The sequence below is a fragment of the Lysinibacillus sp. NPDC058147 genome, from assembly GCF_042884205.1.
Lineage (GTDB): Bacteria > Bacillota > Bacilli > Bacillales_A > Planococcaceae > Lysinibacillus.
This window is the reverse complement of record NZ_JBHVUJ010000017.1, coordinates 13553-34897: the sequence shown is the minus strand read 5'-3', so window position 1 is coordinate 34897 and position 21345 is coordinate 13553. Positions and strand designations below refer to the sequence as shown.

At 37.0% G+C, this 21345-nt stretch carries 14 protein-coding genes; 12 read left to right on the top strand and 2 right to left on the bottom strand.

Annotated elements, in window-relative coordinates; all coding sequences use genetic code 11:
• Positions 1 to 438 precede the first annotated feature (438 nt).
• The 3 genes from ACFVT8_RS24135 to ACFVT8_RS24125 are packed head-to-tail and all read left to right on the top strand — an operon-like array spanning position 439 to position 3473.
• Entirely contained in the window at positions 439 to 1131 is a 693-nt protein-coding gene (locus ACFVT8_RS24135) for a response regulator transcription factor (RefSeq protein ID WP_387086297.1), read from the top strand.
• Positions 1109 to 1264: a hypothetical protein gene (locus ACFVT8_RS24130; RefSeq protein ID WP_249076186.1), complete on the top strand. Its 156-nt coding sequence runs from the start codon at positions 1109 to 1111 to the stop codon at positions 1262 to 1264. The genes ACFVT8_RS24135 and ACFVT8_RS24130 overlap by 23 nt, the downstream gene beginning before the upstream one ends.
• A gap of 16 nt (positions 1265 to 1280) precedes the next feature.
• Positions 1281 to 3473 carry a histidine kinase dimerization/phospho-acceptor domain-containing protein gene (locus ACFVT8_RS24125; protein WP_387086292.1) on the top strand — a complete coding sequence of 731 codons (2193 nt, stop codon included), beginning with the start codon at positions 1281 to 1283 and terminating at the stop codon, positions 3471 to 3473.
• A gap of 308 nt (positions 3474 to 3781) precedes the next feature.
• Here the strand turns inward: ACFVT8_RS24125 and ACFVT8_RS24120 are convergent, their stop codons facing one another.
• Entirely contained in the window at positions 3782 to 4930 is a 1149-nt protein-coding gene (locus tag ACFVT8_RS24120; protein WP_387086289.1) for an acyl-CoA dehydrogenase family protein, read from the bottom strand.
• Between the two features lie 248 nt (positions 4931 to 5178).
• Here ACFVT8_RS24120 and ACFVT8_RS24115 point away from each other — a divergent pair, with 248 nt between their 5' ends.
• The 4 genes from ACFVT8_RS24115 (at position 5179) to ACFVT8_RS24100 (ending at position 10043) form a co-directional block, all read left to right on the top strand.
• Positions 5179 to 6258 carry a metallophosphoesterase gene (locus ACFVT8_RS24115; RefSeq protein ID WP_387086286.1) on the top strand — a complete coding sequence of 360 codons (1080 nt, stop codon included), beginning with the start codon at positions 5179 to 5181 and terminating at the stop codon, positions 6256 to 6258.
• Positions 6259 to 6383: 125 nt separating this feature from the next.
• Positions 6384 to 7217: an undecaprenyl-diphosphate phosphatase gene (locus tag ACFVT8_RS24110; RefSeq protein ID WP_387086283.1), complete on the top strand. Its 834-nt coding sequence runs from the start codon at positions 6384 to 6386 to the stop codon at positions 7215 to 7217.
• A 255-nt stretch (positions 7218 to 7472) separates the two neighbouring features.
• A complete protein-coding gene (locus tag ACFVT8_RS24105; RefSeq protein WP_387086280.1) occupies positions 7473 to 8765 on the top strand; it encodes a protoglobin domain-containing protein in 1293 nt (430 codons plus the stop codon).
• Positions 8766 to 9080: 315 nt separating this feature from the next.
• Positions 9081 to 10043 (top strand): 2-hydroxyacid dehydrogenase, encoded by a 963-nt coding sequence (locus ACFVT8_RS24100; RefSeq protein ID WP_387086277.1) that lies wholly within the window; start codon positions 9081 to 9083, stop codon positions 10041 to 10043.
• A gap of 145 nt (positions 10044 to 10188) precedes the next feature.
• On the opposite strand, the gene ACFVT8_RS24095 is transcribed toward ACFVT8_RS24100, so the two are convergent.
• Positions 10189 to 10989 (bottom strand): TIGR00266 family protein, encoded by an 801-nt coding sequence (locus ACFVT8_RS24095; RefSeq protein WP_387086274.1) that lies wholly within the window; start codon positions 10987 to 10989, stop codon positions 10189 to 10191.
• 400 nt (positions 10990 to 11389) lie between these two features.
• On the opposite strand from ACFVT8_RS24095, the gene ACFVT8_RS24090 reads away from it, so the two are divergent.
• From ACFVT8_RS24090 to ACFVT8_RS24070, 5 genes are all read left to right on the top strand, one after another.
• Positions 11390 to 12868, top strand: a complete 1479-nt coding sequence (locus ACFVT8_RS24090; protein WP_387086271.1) for an aldehyde dehydrogenase family protein — start codon at positions 11390 to 11392, stop codon at positions 12866 to 12868.
• 26 nt (positions 12869 to 12894) lie between these two features.
• A complete protein-coding gene (locus ACFVT8_RS24085) occupies positions 12895 to 14067 on the top strand; it encodes a saccharopine dehydrogenase family protein (protein ID WP_387086268.1) in 1173 nt (390 codons plus the stop codon).
• Between the two features lie 10 nt (positions 14068 to 14077).
• Complete coding sequence (locus ACFVT8_RS24080) at positions 14078 to 15271, top strand: acyl-CoA dehydrogenase family protein (protein ID WP_387086265.1); 1194 nt, start codon at positions 14078 to 14080, stop codon at positions 15269 to 15271.
• Between the two features lie 267 nt (positions 15272 to 15538).
• Entirely contained in the window at positions 15539 to 18769 is a 3231-nt protein-coding gene (locus ACFVT8_RS24075; RefSeq protein WP_387086262.1) for a collagenase, read from the top strand.
• A 136-nt stretch (positions 18770 to 18905) separates the two neighbouring features.
• The gene (locus ACFVT8_RS24070; protein ID WP_387086259.1) at positions 18906 to 20999 is read left to right on the top strand and encodes a beta-propeller domain-containing protein; all 2094 of its coding nucleotides are present in this window, start codon (positions 18906 to 18908) and stop codon (positions 20997 to 20999) included.
• Positions 21000 to 21345 lie beyond the last annotated feature (346 nt).

Genomic DNA, 21345 nt, shown 5'->3' with positions numbered 1-21345 from the left:
TAATAAATGAAAGAAAAAGGAAAATGATAATTGTTTGATTTTGGATAAATCTGTATTATTAATGTTAATGCATGATGACGTTTGAGGGGCAATAAATGATGTATCCTGAAAAGGTCATGAAAATGAACAAGTAAAGCAGCTACGAGCATTGCGTTATTCCAGTTCTTTTTTTTCATCAATTCGTCTAACAGGTGTAGCTATTAGAGCAGTTGTAACGATTGTAGCGCTCTTGTCTTTTCTGGTGCTTTAGAATAATACTATGGAAATCACAGCTGTAAATGGCAATTCGTTAAGAATGGGGAATGGACTGTCCATACGGGAGAGGTTGGACAAGCCTTTTCTACAAGAAGTTAAAACCTTAAGAAATTCTTCATTTTTATAATAACTGGTTTTTAAGATTTAAAAGGTACACTATTAATTGAGAGCGAGGTGTATATCATGACGAAACTAACAGTTCTTGTTACAGACGATGATCAAGATATTCGTGATGGTATTGAAATCTATTTAAAGAATGAAGGCTACAATGTCATTAAAGCGGCAGACGGCTTAGAGGCACTCGGAAAATTAGAAAACAATGAAGTACATTTAATTATTTTAGATATTATGATGCCAAATATGGATGGAATAACAGCAACGTTTAAAATTAGAGAAGAGCGCAACATTCCAATTATTATGCTTAGTGCAAAAGCGGAGGATGGCGACAAAATTCATGGTTTGTCTGTAGGCGCTGATGATTACGTCACAAAGCCTTTTCATCCGTTAGAGCTGTTGGCTCGAGTGAAATCTCAGCTGCGACGTTATGTACAACTTGGGACGTACAATGAAGGAGCGGCAAAGGTAGAAATCGATGGACTTGTATTAGATGAAGATGCAAAGGAAGTCATTTTAGAAGGCGAGCCTGTTCGGTTAACACCAATCGAATATAAGATTACGGAATTATTAATGAAAAATGCAGGGCGTGTATTTTCGATAAGAGAGATTTATGAACGTGTGTGGAATGAGGAAGCTTACAATGCAGAAAATATTGTGGCTGTACACATTCGAAAAATACGTGAAAAAATCGAAGCAGATCCGAAAAATCCACGCTATTTAAAGGTGGTGTGGGGCGTTGGCTATAAAATGGAAAAATAAAATAGAGCAGTATGCTACGATTGCAGGGTTTGTAGCAGGGGTTATTGGACTAATTTATTTTGGTGTGTATGCCTATCAAATAGTAACTGCACGCTCTTCGGGGATGCTACAATTGCTCGAGAGAATTTTTTAAAAGAGGAGTTAAAAGTATGTTAAAAAATTGGAAACCTCTTCTCGCTCTTATATGTTTAATCTGGGTAATTTTCGGTATATTTACATTCTCTAAAGTTGGGTATCAATATATAGGAAGGTCGTATTTTCAATCTGAAAACTTTCAGCATGAACTAGATAATTTTCAGTCAGAATTAGGGCCATTAGTGTTAAATTTGCCGACAGCAGAGGGATTAAAAAGTAAAATCGTAGTTACTGAAAGCGAAATTGAAGAACATCGAAACTTTTATGGAACATTAGGACAACAAATAGATAATATTAAAACTCAATATGAAAATCGGATTAACGAAGCTGCTAATGTTAATGCAACGGACTTAAAAACAAAGCTTGAGAAAGAACGGGATGCAAAAATTAAAGATATTACAGCTAATTTTGAGAATGATGAGCATGTCCGTAAAAAAATTCTAGTTCAAAAGGAAGAGCTTGTTGATAAATATATAAAGGCCGCTCAAGAAGAAGCAAAAAGTTTTGTAAAAAATAATAATTACTGGTCTTATGAATTAACGAACACTGAAACAGGCAAAACATATCGTTCAGGTGATGTTTCTGATAGTAGTGCGTTCAAAATAGAGTATACTGGACAACATCCATTATCTACTTGGAATATTAGTGATAATTTAAATCAAATTTTTTATCGAACAGATATCAACGTGGATACAGAAAATTTAAGGGAAACTTCTGATTATACTGGTCTCATAACCATCTCAAAAAAATCAGCACAAGCAGTCGATATCATGGGAGGATATGACCATTTTACACGCCAACAATATATATTTTATTTTATATGGTTAACGAGTGTTGTGGCAGCTATTTTTGCATGGAACGGGCGTAAAGAAGTACTGAATATGGTACAAGGTTTAAAGGAAAAAGAAGCTCTTGCAAAGATGAAAATTGATTACCAAATTGGATTATTATTAATAAATGCATTCATATATTTAGTAGCATCTGAAATTGCTTTTGAAGCGATTGAATTTATTTATCAATCCAACTATGTACAGTACTTCACTAGTTCGTTATTTAAAATAGGTGCCATGATCATTATTGCTATGTTGTTCTTTGTACAGCTAATTTGGTTGTATGATCGAGTGAATACAATACAGAAATTAGAGGAGAACTTAAAAGCTAGCTATTTATGGTCACTAGGAGAATCAATCACGGATTTATTTATAAATCGTTCCATTGCATTACATTCCATTGTGATGATTGGGGCAGCATTTTTCGGTGGTGGAAGCCTTGTCGCTTCGATGTTTAGAGGTGGTGGATTCCCCGTTTTAGTATTGGGCATCTGCGCAATGATTGGTATACCAGCTATGATTCTCTTCCTTTCTAGAATGGGCTATTTAAATCGAATTATGAAGGATACAAAAGACATGGCAGAAGGGCGTTTAAATCGTGATGTCAAGGTAATGGGCAAGTCACCACTAGCGGGTCATGCCGAAAATCTTAATCATTTAAGAGAAGGCGTACGTACATCTATGCATGAGCAGGCAAAAAGTGAGCGTTTAAAAACAGAGCTTATTACGAATGTTAGTCACGACTTACGCACACCGTTAACATCCATTATTACGTATACAGATTTATTGAAAAATCCTGATATTTCAGAGGAAGAGCGTAAGCAATACATTCATATCCTTGATAAAAAATCAGAACGTCTAAAATTACTGATTGAGGATCTTTTTGAAGTGTCTAAAATGGCGAGTGGCAATATGGAGCTTCATCGCACTCGTGTTGATTTAACCCAGCTTATACAGCAGGCGGTAGGGGAGCATGAGGAAGATTTAGCCCAGGCTAATTTAGATTTACGCATGACAAAACCACATGAGCCAATCTACGCGTATGTGGACGGACAAAAATGGTGGAGACTGATCGATAATTTAATCGTTAATGTATTAAAATATGCATTAGAGGGCACACGTGTTTATGTAACGTTGAAACGTACGACAGAGGGTGACGCTGAATTTACGGTGAAGAATGTTGCAAAATATGAAATTAGCGAGAATGCGGATGAGTTATTTGAACGCTTTAAGCGAGCGGATGCTTCACGCCATACAGAAGGCTCAGGGCTAGGCTTAGCCATTGCACAATCCATTGTAGATTTGCATGGTGCTCGTATGAGTATAGAGGTAGATGGAGATTTATTTAAGGTTATCGTTCGAATTCCAACAGCATAGACAAAGAACAGCGGCAAACATTTTGCCGCTGTTTTTATTATGTTGGAAAATAAAATATGTGAGAAATTCCTTTTGAATGTTGGGAATTTCAATCCGTCATTTTGGAACTTTCTTCGGTCGCTTTGGGTGTTCTATCCACGAAATTGACGCTTGTATCCGCGACAATGGCGGTTCTATCCACGACTTTGATGGTTCTATCCTTCACTTCGGTACTTTCTTCCGTCGCTTAGGCTCTTCTATCCGTCGTTCCTCTCTTTCTTCCGTCACTTTGGCTACTCGTTGTGCCTGCCGGAAGCCTACTTTTTTAGTTATAACCCTAAATTCTTGGCAATAATCACTTTCATGACTTCGTTGGTACCTGCATAGATGGACATGACAGGAATATCTCGATATCTTCTAGCAATCTTGTATTCCTCCATATAACCGTAGCCACCGTGTAACTGCATACACTGGACAGCAAGCTCGCGTGCATTTTCCGTTATCCAGTATTTTGCCATCGAAACTTTTGTCACAACATCATTTCCTGCGATATGTTCCTCAATTAAAGACTCCAAAAATGATTTGCCGAGTTCAATTTTTGTCGCCATTTCAGCTATTTTAAATTGCGTGTTTTGGAAGTCACTAATTGACTTTCCAAAAGCTTCGCGTGATTTTACATAATCAATTGTTAAAGCCAGCATGTCTTCAGCAGCGGTTTGTGCGGCGATGGCTACTGCTAAACGCTCTTGCTGCAGTTTTTCCATCATATAAATAAAACCTTTACCTTCTTCACCAAGGAGATTTTTTACAGGAACGCGACAATCTTCAAAATATAGCTCTGCTGTGTCCTGCGCATGCATGCCAACTTTTTCGAGTTTGCGACCTTTTGTGAAGCCTGGCGTCCCGTCTTCAATGACAAGGAGGCTAATGCCACGATGCTTTTTTTCAGCCTGAGGATTTGTTTTTACAGCAACAACCGCTAAATTTGTATGAATACCATTTGTAATAAATGTTTTTTGTCCGTTGACGATATAGTGATCGCCATCACGAATAGCAGTAGTTTGGATGTTTGCCAAATCTGAACCTGTGCCTGGCTCTGTCATAGCAATTGCTGTAATATGTTCGCCTGTAACACATTTCGGTAGCCAGCGTGATTTTTGTTCATTTGAGCCATATGCCTCAATATAAGGAACAACAATATCGTTATGCAGACCAACACCAATAAGGCTAGAACCCACACGCTCAAGCTCTTCTTGAATAATAACGCCAAAACTGAAATCGAGTCCGAGACCTCCATACTGCTCTTCTACTTGAGGGCATAGATAGCCCATTTCCCCAAGCTTACGCCAAAATTCAAGTGGAATAAGATGATCTTTTTCCCATTGTGGATAGTTTGGCTCGGCTTCTTCTGCCAAAAACTTACGTAACGTTTTACGAAATAATTCATGTTCTGTTGATTCGAATTTATATTTTGCCATATGAACAACACCCCTTTTTCCCTCGTGCATGCGTAAAATTTACTCTTGCAATTATAATGTTACTTAAATATTCAGAAAAATTAAAGTATATTAATCATAGTTTTTTTACGTAATCTTAAAAATAGATTGATTTGCAGGAATATGTACAGTTGATATCATGAGCTGATTGGTGTCCTTTTGCACTTACTTTCTATAAGAGAATGTTAAGTATATAATCAACTAAGACTATATGAAAGTAGGGGACTGAAATGCCTAAAGTAATTGGCGGAATTCTTTTATTAAGTATATATAGTGCATTAACTTTTTACTTAGGATGGGGATTGAGACATTGGCTTGTGGCAATGGGATGGTTCCGTTATCCAATTTTATATTGGTTAGTGCTGTATATCATTGCGTTTAGTATAATGATTAGCAGATTGCATGAGTCTTTACGGGTGTTTTCAATTATCCATAATTACTGGATGTTTATTTTTGAATACGGATTACTACTTTGTTTGGTAGCACACTTAATTCTTTGGCTAAGTCCTTTTAAAAGTGTACAGATAATTGGTGGTATTGCAGTTGCTATGTTATTTGTACTAAGTATTGTGGGGACTTATTTAGCGTATTCACCTGTTGTTCGTCATTTAGAGATAACGATGGATAAAAAGAGCAGTGAGCTAGATTCGATGAGAGTTGTGGTTGCATCAGATTTTCATTTAGGTGTTCTCTCAAATAAAAGACATTTACAGCGCTTTGTTACGTTATCGAATGAAGCTAAACCGGACATCGTCTTTTTAGCTGGAGATATTGTGGATGACGACCCTAAATGGTTTGTTAAAGATGGAATGGCAGATGCGATGAAACAATTAACATCTACATATGGTGTGTATGGTGTACTGGGTAATCACGAGTACTATGGCAAGAAAATTCCTGAATTTATTAAAGAGATGGAAAACGCTAATGTAAAAGTTTTGTGTGATGAAACTATTAGAATCGATAATGTGATAGTATTAACGGGGCAAGAGGATATTACAAACAAGGAAAGAAAGCAACTAGATACATTGAAGACAACAGATGACTTACCTTGGTTTGTTATGAATCATACCCCAAATGATTTAATTACACCCGCAAAAATGGGTGTAGACTTCCATATGTCAGGTCATACGCATAAAGGACAATTATGGCCTAATCAGTATATAACGGCTCGTGTATTTGAGCTCGATTATGGTTATAAAATGAAGGAGAAAATGCATACACTTGTTTCATCAGGTTTTGGCTTTTGGGGTCCTCCAATGCGAATAGGCAGCCGTTCCGAATTATGGGTTGTAGATATAAATTTTCGTTAGTTGGTAAGTTGGCCATATGAATTAGTCTGCTCATAACTGAATGCTATAGTCATAGTATATGAGTATATGAAAAAGTGTATTTTATAATATGTTGGTATTTAATTAATAAAAGGTAAGGTGACAACGTGGATATCATTGAATTATTAAAGGCGCTTATTTTAGGCTTTGTCGAAGGGATGACAGAGTTTGCACCAGTGTCGTCAACAGGTCATATGATTATTGTAGACGATATGTGGCTGAAGACAGAGGAATTTTTAGGGATGTATCCCGCTAATACATTTAAAATCGTTGTACAGCTAGGCTCCATTTTAGCCGTAGTCGTTGTAATGTGGAAACGAATGTTAAATTTAGTTGGACTCTATAAAATTGATGGCCAAGCGAAATCAGTGAAAGGTCACTTCAACTTATTACATGTGATTGTGGGTATGTTACCAGCGGTTATATTAGGTTTTGCGTTCAAAGATTTTATCGATGATCATTTATTTAAAGTAGAGCATGTTATTTATGCTTTAGTAGCTGGGGCACTTTTAATGATTGCTGCAGATAAATTAGCACCAAAAAGACCAAAAGTAGATTCACTAGACAAAATTTCTTATGGTTTAGCATTTAAAGTAGGGTTAGTACAATGTTTATCACTTTGGCCAGGGTTCTCCCGTTCAGGTGCAACAATTTCTGGTGGTGTACTATTTGGAATGAGTCACCGAGTAGCGGCAGACTTTACTTTCATTATGGCAGTACCAATTATGGCGGGTGCTAGTTTAGTGTCTGTACTAAAAAACTGGGATACGCTATCTATGGATTATTTTGGATTCTATGCAGTGGGTTTCATTAGTTCATTTATCTTTGCATTACTCTCAATTAAATTCTTCTTAGCACTTATTTCAAAAGTGAAGTTAATGCCATTCGCTATTTATCGCCTTGTACTAGCTGCTGTATTAGCTGTTATTATCTTTATGTAATTAATAAAGTCACTCTTCTGGGGTTCACTACAGAATGAGTGGCTTTTTTTAGCGTTTTCATCCTGCTTTAGGGAAAAATAAATGGTTAATAAGTATTGTTTGAAAGTAGGGTGGATCAAATCTTATTACGAAAAAAGATATTTTTTACCTATATATTGTCATTACAATTGTAAAGAACATATAATTAATTCAGAGGTTTTTTTGTTTTCAGATTATATTTAGTAGAATCGACATAGACACAGCGAGGTGGAGAAAGTGTTTCAAATTGGAAATAGGTCTAAGAAAAATACAATTGAGATTACGGATGAATCAAGTATAGGCGTTATTATTCAAGATCAGGAACGTTTACTACAGTTAAATCTCGTAAATTTAACTAGAGAAGATTTGCAATTGATCAGGAGTTTAAAACCGTATATTGAACAAAATGTTGTAGAGGTTGTGGCTGCATTTTATCATGCAATTGAAAGTGTGCCAGCCTTACGTGAGGTTATTGAAAAGTATAGCTCTAGTGAGCGGTTACGCCAAACATTACGCCATCACATTATAGAAATGTTCGAAGGGCGTATAGACGATGCATTTTTAGAGAAGAGAAGGCGAGTGGCAAAAATGCATGTGAAGATTAACTTGTATCCTAAATGGTATTTAGCAGCCTTTCAAAACCTTGAAAAATTTTTAAGAAAGATTGTTTATAACCTTCAATTAACGAGGGTTGAAGAAGAGAAATTTTGTGAAGCCATTAGTAAAATGTGTAATATTGAACAACAGATTGTCTTAGAGGAATATGATAATTATGCTAATACATTAATTGAGAAGCAACAGGATAGTGTTCGAGCACATGTTAAGGAAATTATAGGTGGGATATCTACGCAGCTAGAGACTCAATCTCATTGTACCAATGAAACAGTGAACGAACTTGTTTATAATGCCAAGGAAGTGAATGAATACTTGAAGGAAAGTATAGATGAGGCAAAAATAATGCAAAAGGTATCGTCTGAAGGCTATTCTAAAATAACATTAATTAATGAGCAAACAGGGAAAATTCATCATAAGACAGTTGAAATGTCGAGCATGGTGGAGCAATTAGATCACTCTTCCTCAAAAATCAATGCTGTTATCGAAATAGTAAAAAGTATTTCGGGCCAAACAAATTTACTGGCTTTAAATTCGGCTATTGAGGCGGCTCGTGCAGGGGAGCATGGAAAAGGCTTTGCTGTTGTGGCAAGTGAAGTTCGTAAACTTGCAGATCAGACGAAAAGTTCGGTTGAACAAATCGCGGATCTCATAACAATGTCTAATGGAATTACAAACCAAGTTGTTCAAGCGATTCATGAAATTCAAGAGCTGGTGAACAATAGTATTGAGCAAAATGCAGAATCTTTAAAAGCATTCGATGCCATATCTGGCTCAGTAAACGGTTCTATCTCAAACTTCCAAAATGTAGGACAAAAAATAACGGAATTGTCAGGAATTATAGAATCAATTGGAGAATCTTCCGAGGAATTAAAACAAGCTGCCAATCGTTTAGACACAACAATCAGAGACTTCTAAAACTATGCATAAAGCCTATGCATAGTTTTTTTATATCACAGAAAGCTGAGGGTGACAAATGTGAGGATAAGTTGATTTCCGTTCCGACAGGACGCCCCAGGAAGCGGCCTTTTATGATGATTAGCCCATTTAATATTATTTTTAATAAATAGGACAAAATCGCCTTTCTGAAGGATAAAACATCAAATAGACGGATGAAGTTTGTAGAGTGATAAAAAGGACTAGCGATTACATATGTAAAGATAAGAAATCCCTAGAAAATACTTGTTCTAAGTGTTACGCTATAGGCGAATTAAATTGAGGGGTGTTCGGAATATGAAAAAGAAATTATTTATTACTCGAAAGTTCCCAGCGCATATAGTTGAACCGTTGAAAGAGTATTATGATATCAAACAATGGGAGGAGGAGGAAATTGTTATACCACGGGAAAAACTATTGGCAGGTGTTGCAGAATGTGAAGTATTGTGGGTAACGATTGCTGACCAAGTCGATGACGAGTTATTATTACATGCACCCAATCTAAAACTCGTGACTAATTTAGCAGTTGGATATAATAATATTGATGTCAAAGCTTTGCGTAAGCGTGGAATAATGGCGACTAATACTCCAGGAGTTTTAACAAATACGACTGCAGATTTAGTATGGGGATTATTGCTTGCGACTGCTCGAAGAATTCCAGAAAGCGAACGATATTTGCGTGAGGGTAAATGGAAAAGCTGGTATCCGATGCAATTAGTGGGTAAAGATGTTTCAGGATCCACTATAGGAATTATTGGTATGGGACGAATTGGCCAAGCTGTTGCAAGACGAGCAAAAGGTTTTGATATGAAAATTTTATACAACAATCGTAGACGCCGTCATGAGGTAGAAGAAATGTATGGCTTTCAATATGTGTCGTTGGAGGATCTTTTAAAACAATCGGATTTTGTTGTGATTATGACACCTTTTAACAATGATACTGTAGGACTTATAGGAGCAGAAGAACTTGCTTTAATGAAGGATGACGCGGTATTAATTAACGCATCACGTGGTGGAATTATCGATGAGAATGCACTGTATGATACGTTAAAAAACGGTAAGCTGTGGGCAGCAGGACTAGATGTCTTTGAACAAGAGCCTATTGCGCTGGATCATCCATTGTTGACGCTTCCAAACGTTGTAGCACTTCCGCATATCGGTAGTGCTTCGTTGCAAACTAGAACTGCAATGCTGATGCTGAACGTTAAAGAGCTTACCGCATATGGACAGGGCAAGGCTGTAACGAATCGAATAGATTAATGACAGGGAAGATAACAGAAGAGTATCTTTTGTGATAAAGCGGCAAAGATTTGTTTGTATCTGAAATAAATGTATAAATCAGCTGTGATTATAAAAACAGAGAGCACATCGTATTAAGATGTGCTCCTTAAATAAATAGCGTCCATTATTTATTAAACATATCAAATAAACCGCCAATGCCACCTTCACCTTTAGATTGACCGCCTCCGCCTTGAGAAATGGGTGCTGCAGCAAAGACGCGGCTTGCTAATCGGCTAAATGGTAAGGATTGAATCCATACTTTACCCGGACCTTTTAAAGTAGTGAAGAAGATACCTTCACCGCCAAATAATGCAGTTTTTACACCTTTGACCATCTCGATATCGTAATCTACATCAGATGTCATAGCAACTAAACAGCCTGTATCAACACGTAATACTTCACCGGGTGCTAGAGTCTTTTCGTGAATAGTTCCACCTGCATGTACAAAAGCCATGCCGTCTCCTTCAAGCTTTTGCATAATGAAGCCTTCACCACCAAAGAAGCCAACACCGATTTTTTTCTGGAATTCAATACCGATTGAAACGCCTTTAGCAGCAGCTAAAAATGCATCTTTTTGACAAATAATCTTTCCATTCAATTGGCTTAAATCCATTGGAATAATCTTACCAGGGTATGGAGAAGCAAAATACACATGGCGTTTACCTGAACCAACGTTCGTAAATGTCGTCATGAATAAACTTTCACCTGTAATTAGACGTTTTCCAGCTCCCAATAATTTACCCATAAGACCACTATCTAGGCTTCCTCTTGAACCATCGCCAAAGATAGTTTCCATATGGATAGAATCATCCATCATCATTAAAGCTCCAGCTTCAGCTACTACTGTTTCTTGAGGGTCAAGCTCCACTTGCACGTATTGCATATCATCGCCATATAATTTGTAGTCAATTTCGTGATTATTCATAAAGGATTCCTCCAAAAAATAATTTTGTTATTATATACGATTATAAGTTGCATTAGTTTCATTGCATAATTAAATATTTTAGAAAAAAAGGGAATAAACTAGTAAATGTCGAATATAAAACACTAGAATGAGTATTTTTATTTTCGTTTAGCTGGGAATTTGTGATTGTTTTTCAATGCTCACAAAGACTTTCATGCATAACTGACATCAAGTTCAGCTAAAAGAAAATAAAGCCTCTGACGATTGGTACTTATATTATCGGACCTCTATATATTAAAAATTCGGAATTTTGACATATTTAATTTTATATAATATAGAGTAATAGATGATATCTGTCTAAAGCAATGCGATTAGTAACAATGAGGCAGAGGCACAATAGATAGTTCAGGGGGTGTTTGTAGTGGAAATAAAAAATTATATCGGCGGTGAATGGGTAACACGTTCACATTTACAAAGTATAGTAGTGACCAACCCTGCTAATGGGGAGCAGCTAGCTACAATACCGCGTTCTACTGCAGGTGAGGTAGATGAAGCGGTAGCGGTTGCGAAACAGGCACAAAAAAATTGGGCATTAGTACCCGCGCCTAAACGTGCAGACTATTTATATGCCATCGGTCAAAAAATGAAAGAGAAAAAGGAACATTTAGCGACCGTTTTAACAAAAGAGATGGGAAAGGTTATTGAAGAAGCAAGAGGCGAGGTACAGGAAGGGATAGACATGGCCTATTATATGGCTGGTGAAGGGCGACGGTTATTTGGGGAGACAACGCCGTCTGAGCTAGCTAATAAATTTGCCATGAGTGTACGGGCACCTATTGGCGTTGTAGGATTAATAACTCCGTGGAATTTCCCTGTAGCTATTGCTACTTGGAAGTCATTCCCTGCAATTGTTGCTGGCAATACATTCATTTGGAAGCCTTCTAATGAGACACCAATGATGGCGTACGAAATGGGTAAAATTTTTGAAGAGGTTGGCTTACCGAGCGGAGTAGCAAATATCGTCTTTGGTACAGGGCCAACAGTTGGAACAGCATTGATTGAACATCCAGACGTTAAGGTCATTTCATTTACTGGCTCTACAACAACAGGAAGTAAGGTAGCGGAGCTAGGTGGTAAACACCTAAAGAAGATTTCCTTAGAGATGGGTGGTAAAAATGCAGTTATAGTTATGGATGATGCCGATTTACAACTAGCTACTGAAGGCATCTTATGGAGTGCATTTGGGACTGCTGGTCAAAGATGTACAGCATGTAGTCGCGTGATCGTGCATAAAGATGTAAGAGAGGAACTAGAAAAACGTCTATTAGACGAAATGCAAAAGCTAACAATTGGGGACGGCCTCGATGAAAGCGTAAAAATCGGACCTGTGATTAATAAAGCTGCATTGGAAAAGATTAATCACTATGTGCAAATCGGCAAACAAGAAGGGGCGACGTTGTTAGCTGGAGGTAGAATATTGTCTGAACCACCTTATGACAAAGGGTTTTATTATGAGCCTACACTATTTACCAATGTGAAGCCTGACATGATTATTGCACAGGAAGAAATCTTCGGTCCGGTCGTTTCTCTCATTGAAGTAGCAAGTTTGGATGAAGCAATCGAAGTAAACAATGGCGTAAAATTTGGCTTATCCAGTTCAATTTTCTCACAAGATGTGAATACGATTTTCCGCGCACAACGAGATTTAGATACAGGTATTGTTTATGTGAATGCTGGCACAACAGGTGCTGAAATCCATTTGCCATTTGGTGGCACAAAAGGTACGGGGAACGGTCATCGTGACTCGGGTGTAGCTGCCTTAGATGTTTATACAGAATGGAAAAGTATTTATGTAGACTATAGCGGTAAATTACAAAGAGCACAAATCGATACAGAATAACAGATCAATGAAAGGGGATGTTCTTGATGAAAGTTGTTGTATTAGGTGCAGGTTTAATGGGGAAAGAGGTAGCTCGTGATTTAATAAAAAATAGCAAAGTGGAGCGTGTATTTTTAGGGGATATAGACGTGAATATAGCGCAGAACTTTGTGGACTCGTTAAATACAGATAAGATTGAGGTTGTAGAGCTTCATGCTGAGCGCGACGACTCGTTAATGGAAGTTATCTCAAAAGGCAATGTAGTCGTTAATGCATTATTCTATTCCTTTAATGAGCGTGTAGCAAGAGCGGCAATCGCAGCTGGTGTTCATTCTGTGGATTTAGGTGGTCATATTGGCGGTGTAACTGAAAAAATATTAGATCTTGACGAAGAGGCAAAGGCAAAAGGTGTAACCATTATTCCGGACTTGGGTGTTGCCCCAGGTATGGTCAACATTTTAGCGGGTTACGGCGCTTCGAAATTAGATGAGGTAGAATCTATTAAACTATTTGTAGGTGGTATTCCTACAGAGCCGAAACCACCTCTTCACTACACACGCGTATTTTCTCTAGATGGTGTCTTTGATCATTACACAGAGCCATCAAAAGTGATTCTAAAAGGTAAACTTCAAGAAGTTCCGTCGTTATCAGGCGTTGAACCTATTTATTTCAAAGATTTTGGTGTGCTTGAGGCATTTTATACATCTGGCGGTATATCGACGTTGGATAAGACATTCCCAAATGTCCAAACACTAGAATATAAAACAATTCGTTATAAAGGACATGCAGAGAAATTTAAGCTATTAGCAGATTTAGGATTCCTTGATGCTAGTAATAAGGTAGAGGTAGAAGATCAAGAAGTTTCTGTGCGTCCAGTTGTTCGTGAGGCACTTAAAAAGAAACTTGAGCTCGGTACAAAACCAGATGCAGTGCTACTGCGCGTAATTGTAGCGGGTGAAAAAGCGCAACAACAAGTGACTTATGAGTTCGAAATGGTTGTGCGTAAAGATATGACAATTAATGAAACGGCTATGGCTCGTGCAACAGCTAATACAATTTCTGTCGTTGCTCAAATGATTGGGGAAAATAAAATTACAGAGCGCGGTGTATTTGCACCTGAATCAATTGTACCGGGCGATATTTATATTCAAGAGATGGCAAAACGTGGTGTTGTCATTAAGGAGACGTCTCATATATCTGCAATGATTGTGAAATGGTAGGTGCTTGGTCATGAATTTCGAATTTACCACTGAGCAAAAAATGTTACGTAAAACAGTCAGGCAGTTTGTGGATGCCGAGATTATTCCACATATCGCGAAGTGGGATGCTGAGGGTGGCTTCGATCCGAAGATTTGGTCAAGACTTGCTGAGCTAGGCTTAATGGGTGTTTGTGTACCAGAGCAATACGGTGGCATTGGGATGGATTACAATGCACTTGCCATCGTTTGTGAAGAACTGGAACGTGGAGATACAGCGTTTCGTACAGCTGTTTCCGTTCATACAGGCTTGAATAGCATGACCTTAATGCAATGGGGAACAGAAGCTCAAAAACAGCAGTATCTTGTTCCACAGGCAAAAGGAGTTCGGATTGGGGCATTTGGTTTAACAGAGCCAGGGGCAGGGTCAGATGTAGCCGCAATGTCTACAACCGCTGTAAGGGATGGAGACTTTTACGTGTTAAATGGACAGAAAACATGGATTTCCTTATGTGATATAGCTGACCATTTTATCATTTTTGCCTACACTGATAAATCGAAGAAGCATCATGGCATTAGTGCATTTATCGTAGAGCGTTCCATGGCGGGCTTTACATCGAAGGCCATTAAAGGGAAATACGGTATTCGTGCTGGTAATACGGGTGAGCTCTTCTTTGAAAATCTACGTATACCTGTAAAAAATCGCCTTGGAGAAGAGGGGGAAGGCTTTAAAATTGCGATGTCTGCGTTAGATAATGGCCGTTTTACAGTAGCTGCAGGCGCGGTTGGTCTTATTCAAGCGTGCCTCGAGGCGAGTGTGAAATACTGCCATGAACGCGAAACATTTGGTAAACCTATTGGTGAGCACCAGCTAGTTGGGCAAATGATTGCCAAAATGGAAGCGGGCTATCAAATGAGTCGCCTACTTGTATATCGTGTTGGAGAGTTAAAAAACAAAGGTATACGCAATACGCGCGAGACATCATTAGCAAAGTGGCAGGCTTGTGATTTTGCCAATAAAGCCGCGGATGATGCGGTCCAAATTCATGGAGCATATGGTTATTCGGATGAATATCCAGTCGCTAGATATTTACGTAACTCGAAAGCACCGGTTATCTACGAAGGCACGCGGGAGATTCATACAATTATGCAGGCTGACTATGTATTAGGAAAACGTCAAGATAAGTCATTGGCAAAAATGTTACCCAAATGGCCGTTTGAAGAATAAGCATTTTATCCAAAATTAAACATAAAAAAGAATCCGAATTCCGGGTTCTTTTTTTATGTTTCAGCAAAAAATTCATTTTGTTACAATTAAACCGTTTTTTACGCTCCAATTGTGTCCTAACGTTCAAATTATACAAGAAAATATTGTTATAAAATAACATTTTATATTGCTTTACTCTCATAATATGGTATTTTTAAAAAGGTAATATAGTTCTAAATAATCAACATATTATCAAGTTATATATATAGTACAATAGGAGGACTTGTTATGAAGAAAAAGTTAAAACTCAATCAAGTGTTAATTGGAGTAAGTACAATGGCACTTTCTTTTGGAGCATTACAAGCAGAGGCATCAACAGCAGAAAAAACACCTTATAATGTATTACAAATGAAGCCTGTTGGCATAGTGAAATCGAATGATGAAGTTACACATTCTACAAAGGTTGATGAAACATTATCATTTGAAAAACGCTTGGAAATGGGAGATTTTTCGGAACACCCAGCTCCAACTATTAAACTTGCTGAAACGAAGCAATTGCAGCAACAGTACTCGATGGCGGAGCTTAATAGAATGAACGATAGTGAGTTAATTAATACACTAGGAAATATTCGCTGGGATCAAATTACAGACTTATTCCAATTCAATGAGGACTCAAAAGCTTTTTATCAAAATAAAGAACGTATGCAAGTGATTATCGATGAATTAGGGAAAAGAGGAAGTTCATTTACGAAAGATGATTCAAAGGGTATTGACACTTTTGTTGAGCTATTGCGTTCTGCATTTTATGTAGGATTTTATAATAACGAACTATCGTATTTAAACGAGAGAAGTTTCCATGATAAGTGTTTACCAGCATTAAAAGAAATAGCTAATAATCCGAACTTTAAACTTGGTACAGATGAGCAAGATAAGGTAGTATCCGCCTATGGTAAATTAATAGGTAATGCTTCTAGTGATGCGGAAACAGTTCAAAATGCTACGAAGATTTTAAAACAGTATAATGAAAATCTTTCTACATATGAAAGCAAGTATTCAAAAGGACAAGCTATCTATGATTTAATGCATGGGATAGATTTTGACTTGCAGTCGTATTTGCATGATGAACGTAAAGAAGCTAATACGTCGATATGGTATGGAAAGATTGATAGTTTCATAAATGAAGTGAATAAAATTGCACTTTTACATAATGTGACAGATGACAATGGTTGGTTAATCAATAATGGTATTTATTATGCAGGGCGTTTAGGAAAATTCCATAGCAATCCGAATAAAGGTTTAGAAGTTGTTACACAAGCGATGCATATGTATCCATATTTAAGTGATGCTTATTTTGTGGCAGTAGAACAAATTGCTACAAATTATGGTGGAAAAGACAATAATGGAAATACAGTAGATTTACAAAAGGTACGTGAAGAAGGGAAGAAGGAGTATTTACCAAAAACATATACATTTGATGATGGATCAATTGTATTTAAGACGGGTGATCAAGTAACAGAAGATAAAATTCAAAGATTATACTGGGCTGCAAAAGAAGTGAAAGCACAATATCACCGTGTAATTGGAAATGATAAGGCATTAGAACCAGGCAATCCTGACGATGTATTAACAGTTGTCATTTATAACTCTCCAGATCAATATTCATTAAACCGTCAATTGTACGGGTATGAAACAAATAATGGTGGTATTTATATTGAAGAGACTGGAACATTCTTTACATATGAACGTACGCCAGAGCAAAGTATTTATAGTTTAGAAGAGTTGTTCCGCCATGAATTTACTCATTATTTACAGGCAAGATTCGAGGTTCCTGGTTTATTTGGAAGAGGAGATATGTACCAAAATGAGCGACTAACATGGTTCCAGGAAGGAAATGCAGAATTCTTTGCAGGATCAACGCGAACAAATGATGTTGTTCCACGTAAGAGTATTATTAGTGGATTATCAGATGACCCATCACAACGCTTTACAGCTAAACAGACATTGTTTGCTAAATATGGATCATGGGATTTTTATAACTATTCATTTGCACTACAGTCTTATATGTATACTCATCAATTTGATACATTTGATAAAATTCAAGATTTAATTCGTGCGAACGATGTGAAAAATTATGATGCGTATCGTGACTCTTTAAGTAATGATCCACAACTGAATGCGGACTACCAAGCGTATATGCAGCAATTGATTGATAATCAAGAAAAATACGAGGTGCCACAAGTAGCAGAAGATTATTTAGTGCAACATGCACCAAAAGCGTTAAACGAAGTGGAGCAAGAAATTGTCGATGTTGCTAACGTAAAAGATGTGAAAATGACAAAACATAAGTCTCAATTCTTTAATACATTTACACTCGAAGGTACGTATGTAGGTAGTGAAACACAAGGTGAATCTCAAGATTGGAAAACGATGAGTAAGCAAGTGAACGAAGTACTGGAGCAACTGTCACAAAAAGAGTGGAGCGGCTATAAAACAGTGACAGCGTATTTTGTCAACTACCGTGTGAATGCAGCAAACCGGTTTGAATATGATATTGTTTTCCACGGCGTTGCGACGGATGAAGGAGATCATCAAGCACCTATTGTAAATATCAATGGTCCATATACTGGAATCGAAAATGAGGAAATTCAGTTCAAGAGCGATGGTTCAAAAGATAATGATGGAAAAATCGTTTCTTACCTTTGGAATTTTGGTGATGGCAAAACAAGTGACGAGGCAAACCCTACTCATGTATACGAAAAAGAAGGCACATATAATGTGACATTAACAGTGAAAAATGATAAGGGAATAGAAAGTAAAGATCGTACAATTGTTTCTGTAAGGAAGGATGAACAAACAGAGAAACCTCATCCAGAAGAAGCGAAGAACATTCCATTTAATACGCCTCTAAAAGGTGATTTGATTGGGGATGATGATACGGATGTATACACATTCGATGTAACGTCTCCAGAAGAAATCGATATTTCTGTCTTAAATGAAAATCAAATTGGCATGACATGGGTGCTTTATCATGAGTCTGATAAGAAAAATTATGTAGCATATGGACAGGAAGATGGAAATAGTATAAAAGGTAAACTTCATGCAGAACCAGGAAAGTATCATCTATATATTTATAAATTTGATAATGAAAACGGGACATATACAGTAAATGTACAAAATGGAGCACAAACAGAGCTAGAACCAAATAATCTTCCAGAAGAAGCGAACATAATTCCGTTTAATAAGGCACTAAAAGGTAGCTTGATGGATGATGATCATACGGATGTATACACATTCGATGTTTCATCTCCAAAAGAAATCGATATTTCTGTCCTGAATGAAAATCAAATTGGCATGACATGGGTGCTTTGTCATGAGTCTGATATGCGAAATTACGTAGCGTATGGACAGGAAGATGGAAATAGTATAAAAGGCAAATTCAATGCAGAACCAGGAAAGTATTATTTATATGTTTATAAATTTGATAATAAAAACGGGACATATACAGTAAAAGTACAATAACATAAAAAAGAGCAGTAAAAAACGAGAGGGATTCAGTTCCTCTCGTTTTTTACTGAGAAAAAATTTTGAATAATGTAACTTTTTGGCTTTTTGAAAGTCTAATTAATAAACAAATATATGAAAGCGAGGAAAAATGATGAAGAACAAGTGGATAGCAATTTTGATCATTACCGTACTAGCAATTTTGCCAGGAATTTTTATGTTGATGTCGGTCCCAAAAGTAGAGGCACAGACTACAAGTGCGAGTATAACAACTCATAGCTGGCAAGTATCCTTTACTCAGACACTAAATGAAAGCAAAATAACGGAAGACAATGTTTACGTAACAAATAGCAAAGGTCAAAAGGTAACAGCAACAGTAACATTGGGAGAAGATAATAAGACAATGATCGTGAGCGATTTAGCACCTGGAATTTATAAATTACATGTGAAGAAAGAAGCGTTTGTACTAGGTGGATCTAACACAACATCGCAAGTAATAGCGTTTACCATCATTGAAAAACTTGAACCTGTAAAATCAGAAAAAGAGTTACAACAATATTTCGAAACACTTTTAGCTAACTCACCAAAAGAACTGAACTATGAAGCAACCGCAGAAATTGCAAAGAGCGAAGACAAAGCGAGTGCTGACAGCTCCTCTACAACGAATAATCAAGTCGAAGGAGTGGAGGAAGGGGATATAGTCGTTGTTAAAGATGGCTTTATTTATGCTGTAGAAGATCATGGTATTACTGTAGTAGATGCTAAAGATCCGAAAAATTTAAAGCTAGTGACTACAATCAAGTCGAAGGAGTCGCAATATATTTCGAAGCTTGCAATATATGATAATTTATTAATAGTGATTGGGGATAAATATTTAGAAAAAGTAGGCACAAGCATGTCGACAGCTACTTTGTATAATATTGCAAATCCAAAAAATCCGAAGCTCATACGTGAAGTGGGGCAAGAGGGATATTTACAAGATATTCGAATTACAAATGACACATTATACTTAGTCGGTAATATGTATCCGAATTATTGGATGCTTAGAGAACAAAAAGCGCCGGATTTAAAACCGAAAACATATGATAGTGTTGAAGGAAATGAGTACAAAAGTTTACCTCTAAAGAAAATTTCTATTTTACCAAATACAATGGATGGAACATATAGTTTAATTACGGCAGTAAATTTAAAAAATGGTGCAAAGACAGCTGCGAATACTAAGGGGTACTTAGGTGGTAGTAATGGAATGTATATGTCGGAGAATGCACTTTATTTAACAACACCAATTTATGATAGAAATCCAGTGCCTGCTGCTGGTCGTATTATGGATATGATCTGGATGCCAAGAGTTACTGATACACAAGTTTTTAAATGGGATGTTGATGGAACTGCTATGAATTTTGTAGGTACTACGGAAGTAAAAGGATCAGTGTTAAATCAGTATTCAATGGATGAATATAAAGGTAATTTCCGCATCGTTACAACTGAAGGAAATGCGTGGGATGATCAAAAAACATCACGAAACCACCTATTTATTTTAGATAAAAATTTACAAGAGCTCGGTGCAGTAAAAGATTTAGCTCCTGGTGAAAAAGTGTATTCTGCACGCTTTATGGGTGAAAAAGCATATGTGGTAACATTTAAGCAAGTGGACCCATTGTTTGTTATTGATGTGGCAAATCCGAAAAAGCCAACTGTGCTAGGTGAGCTAAAGATTCCAGGCTTTAGTAACTATTTGCATCCATTAGACGACACACATTTAATCGGCATTGGCTATGATACCGAAGAACGTTATGATGCATATTCGAAGCGTAATTTTACGGTGACAACTAATATGAAAATGTCTTTGTTTGATGTTTCAGATTTCAAACATCCAAAGGAACAATCACATGTGAAAATCGGTGGAAAAGGCTCTTATTCCGATGTTCAATACAATCCTAAAGCGTTATTCCGCAATAAGGAATACAATTACTTTGGTTTCCCAGTTGTCCTTTATGATGCAGGGAAGGGTGATGAAATTGTCTACAAAGGGCAAGGCGCACAAATCTATGAAATTACTGCGGAAAAAGGAATCGTCCTAAAAGGAAATATCGTTCAAAAAAGCGAAGGCGATGAGTATGAAAATTGGGAGCATCGTGTACAGCGAGTAGTTTATATAGATGACGCTCTCTTCACAGTAGCTAACAATGAAGTAAAGAGCTATCAGTTAAAAGACTTCACACCACTTGATACATTAACTATTAAATAAACAAAAAGTCCAATAAACTCAAAGTGGAGTTTATTGGACTTTTCATGTTGGATGACATACGTTTGTCATCCAACTTTTGATTTTTATCGAAACACTTTTACGTTTTATCGCCCAACTTTTGAATTTTATCGACTAACTTTCACGTTTTATCGCCCAACTTTTAATTTTTATCGACATCCACTTGCCGAAGAAGCGACAGCAGCAAGGTTTTATCTGTGCGGAAGCGAGTAGCCACTTGGAACGGAAATCGCCCACATTTAAAGTGCCACAACAATCACAAAGATTTAGTTAACTATTTTGTTTGTAAACACAAGAAAGTCCAATAAACTCAAGGTTTATTGGACTT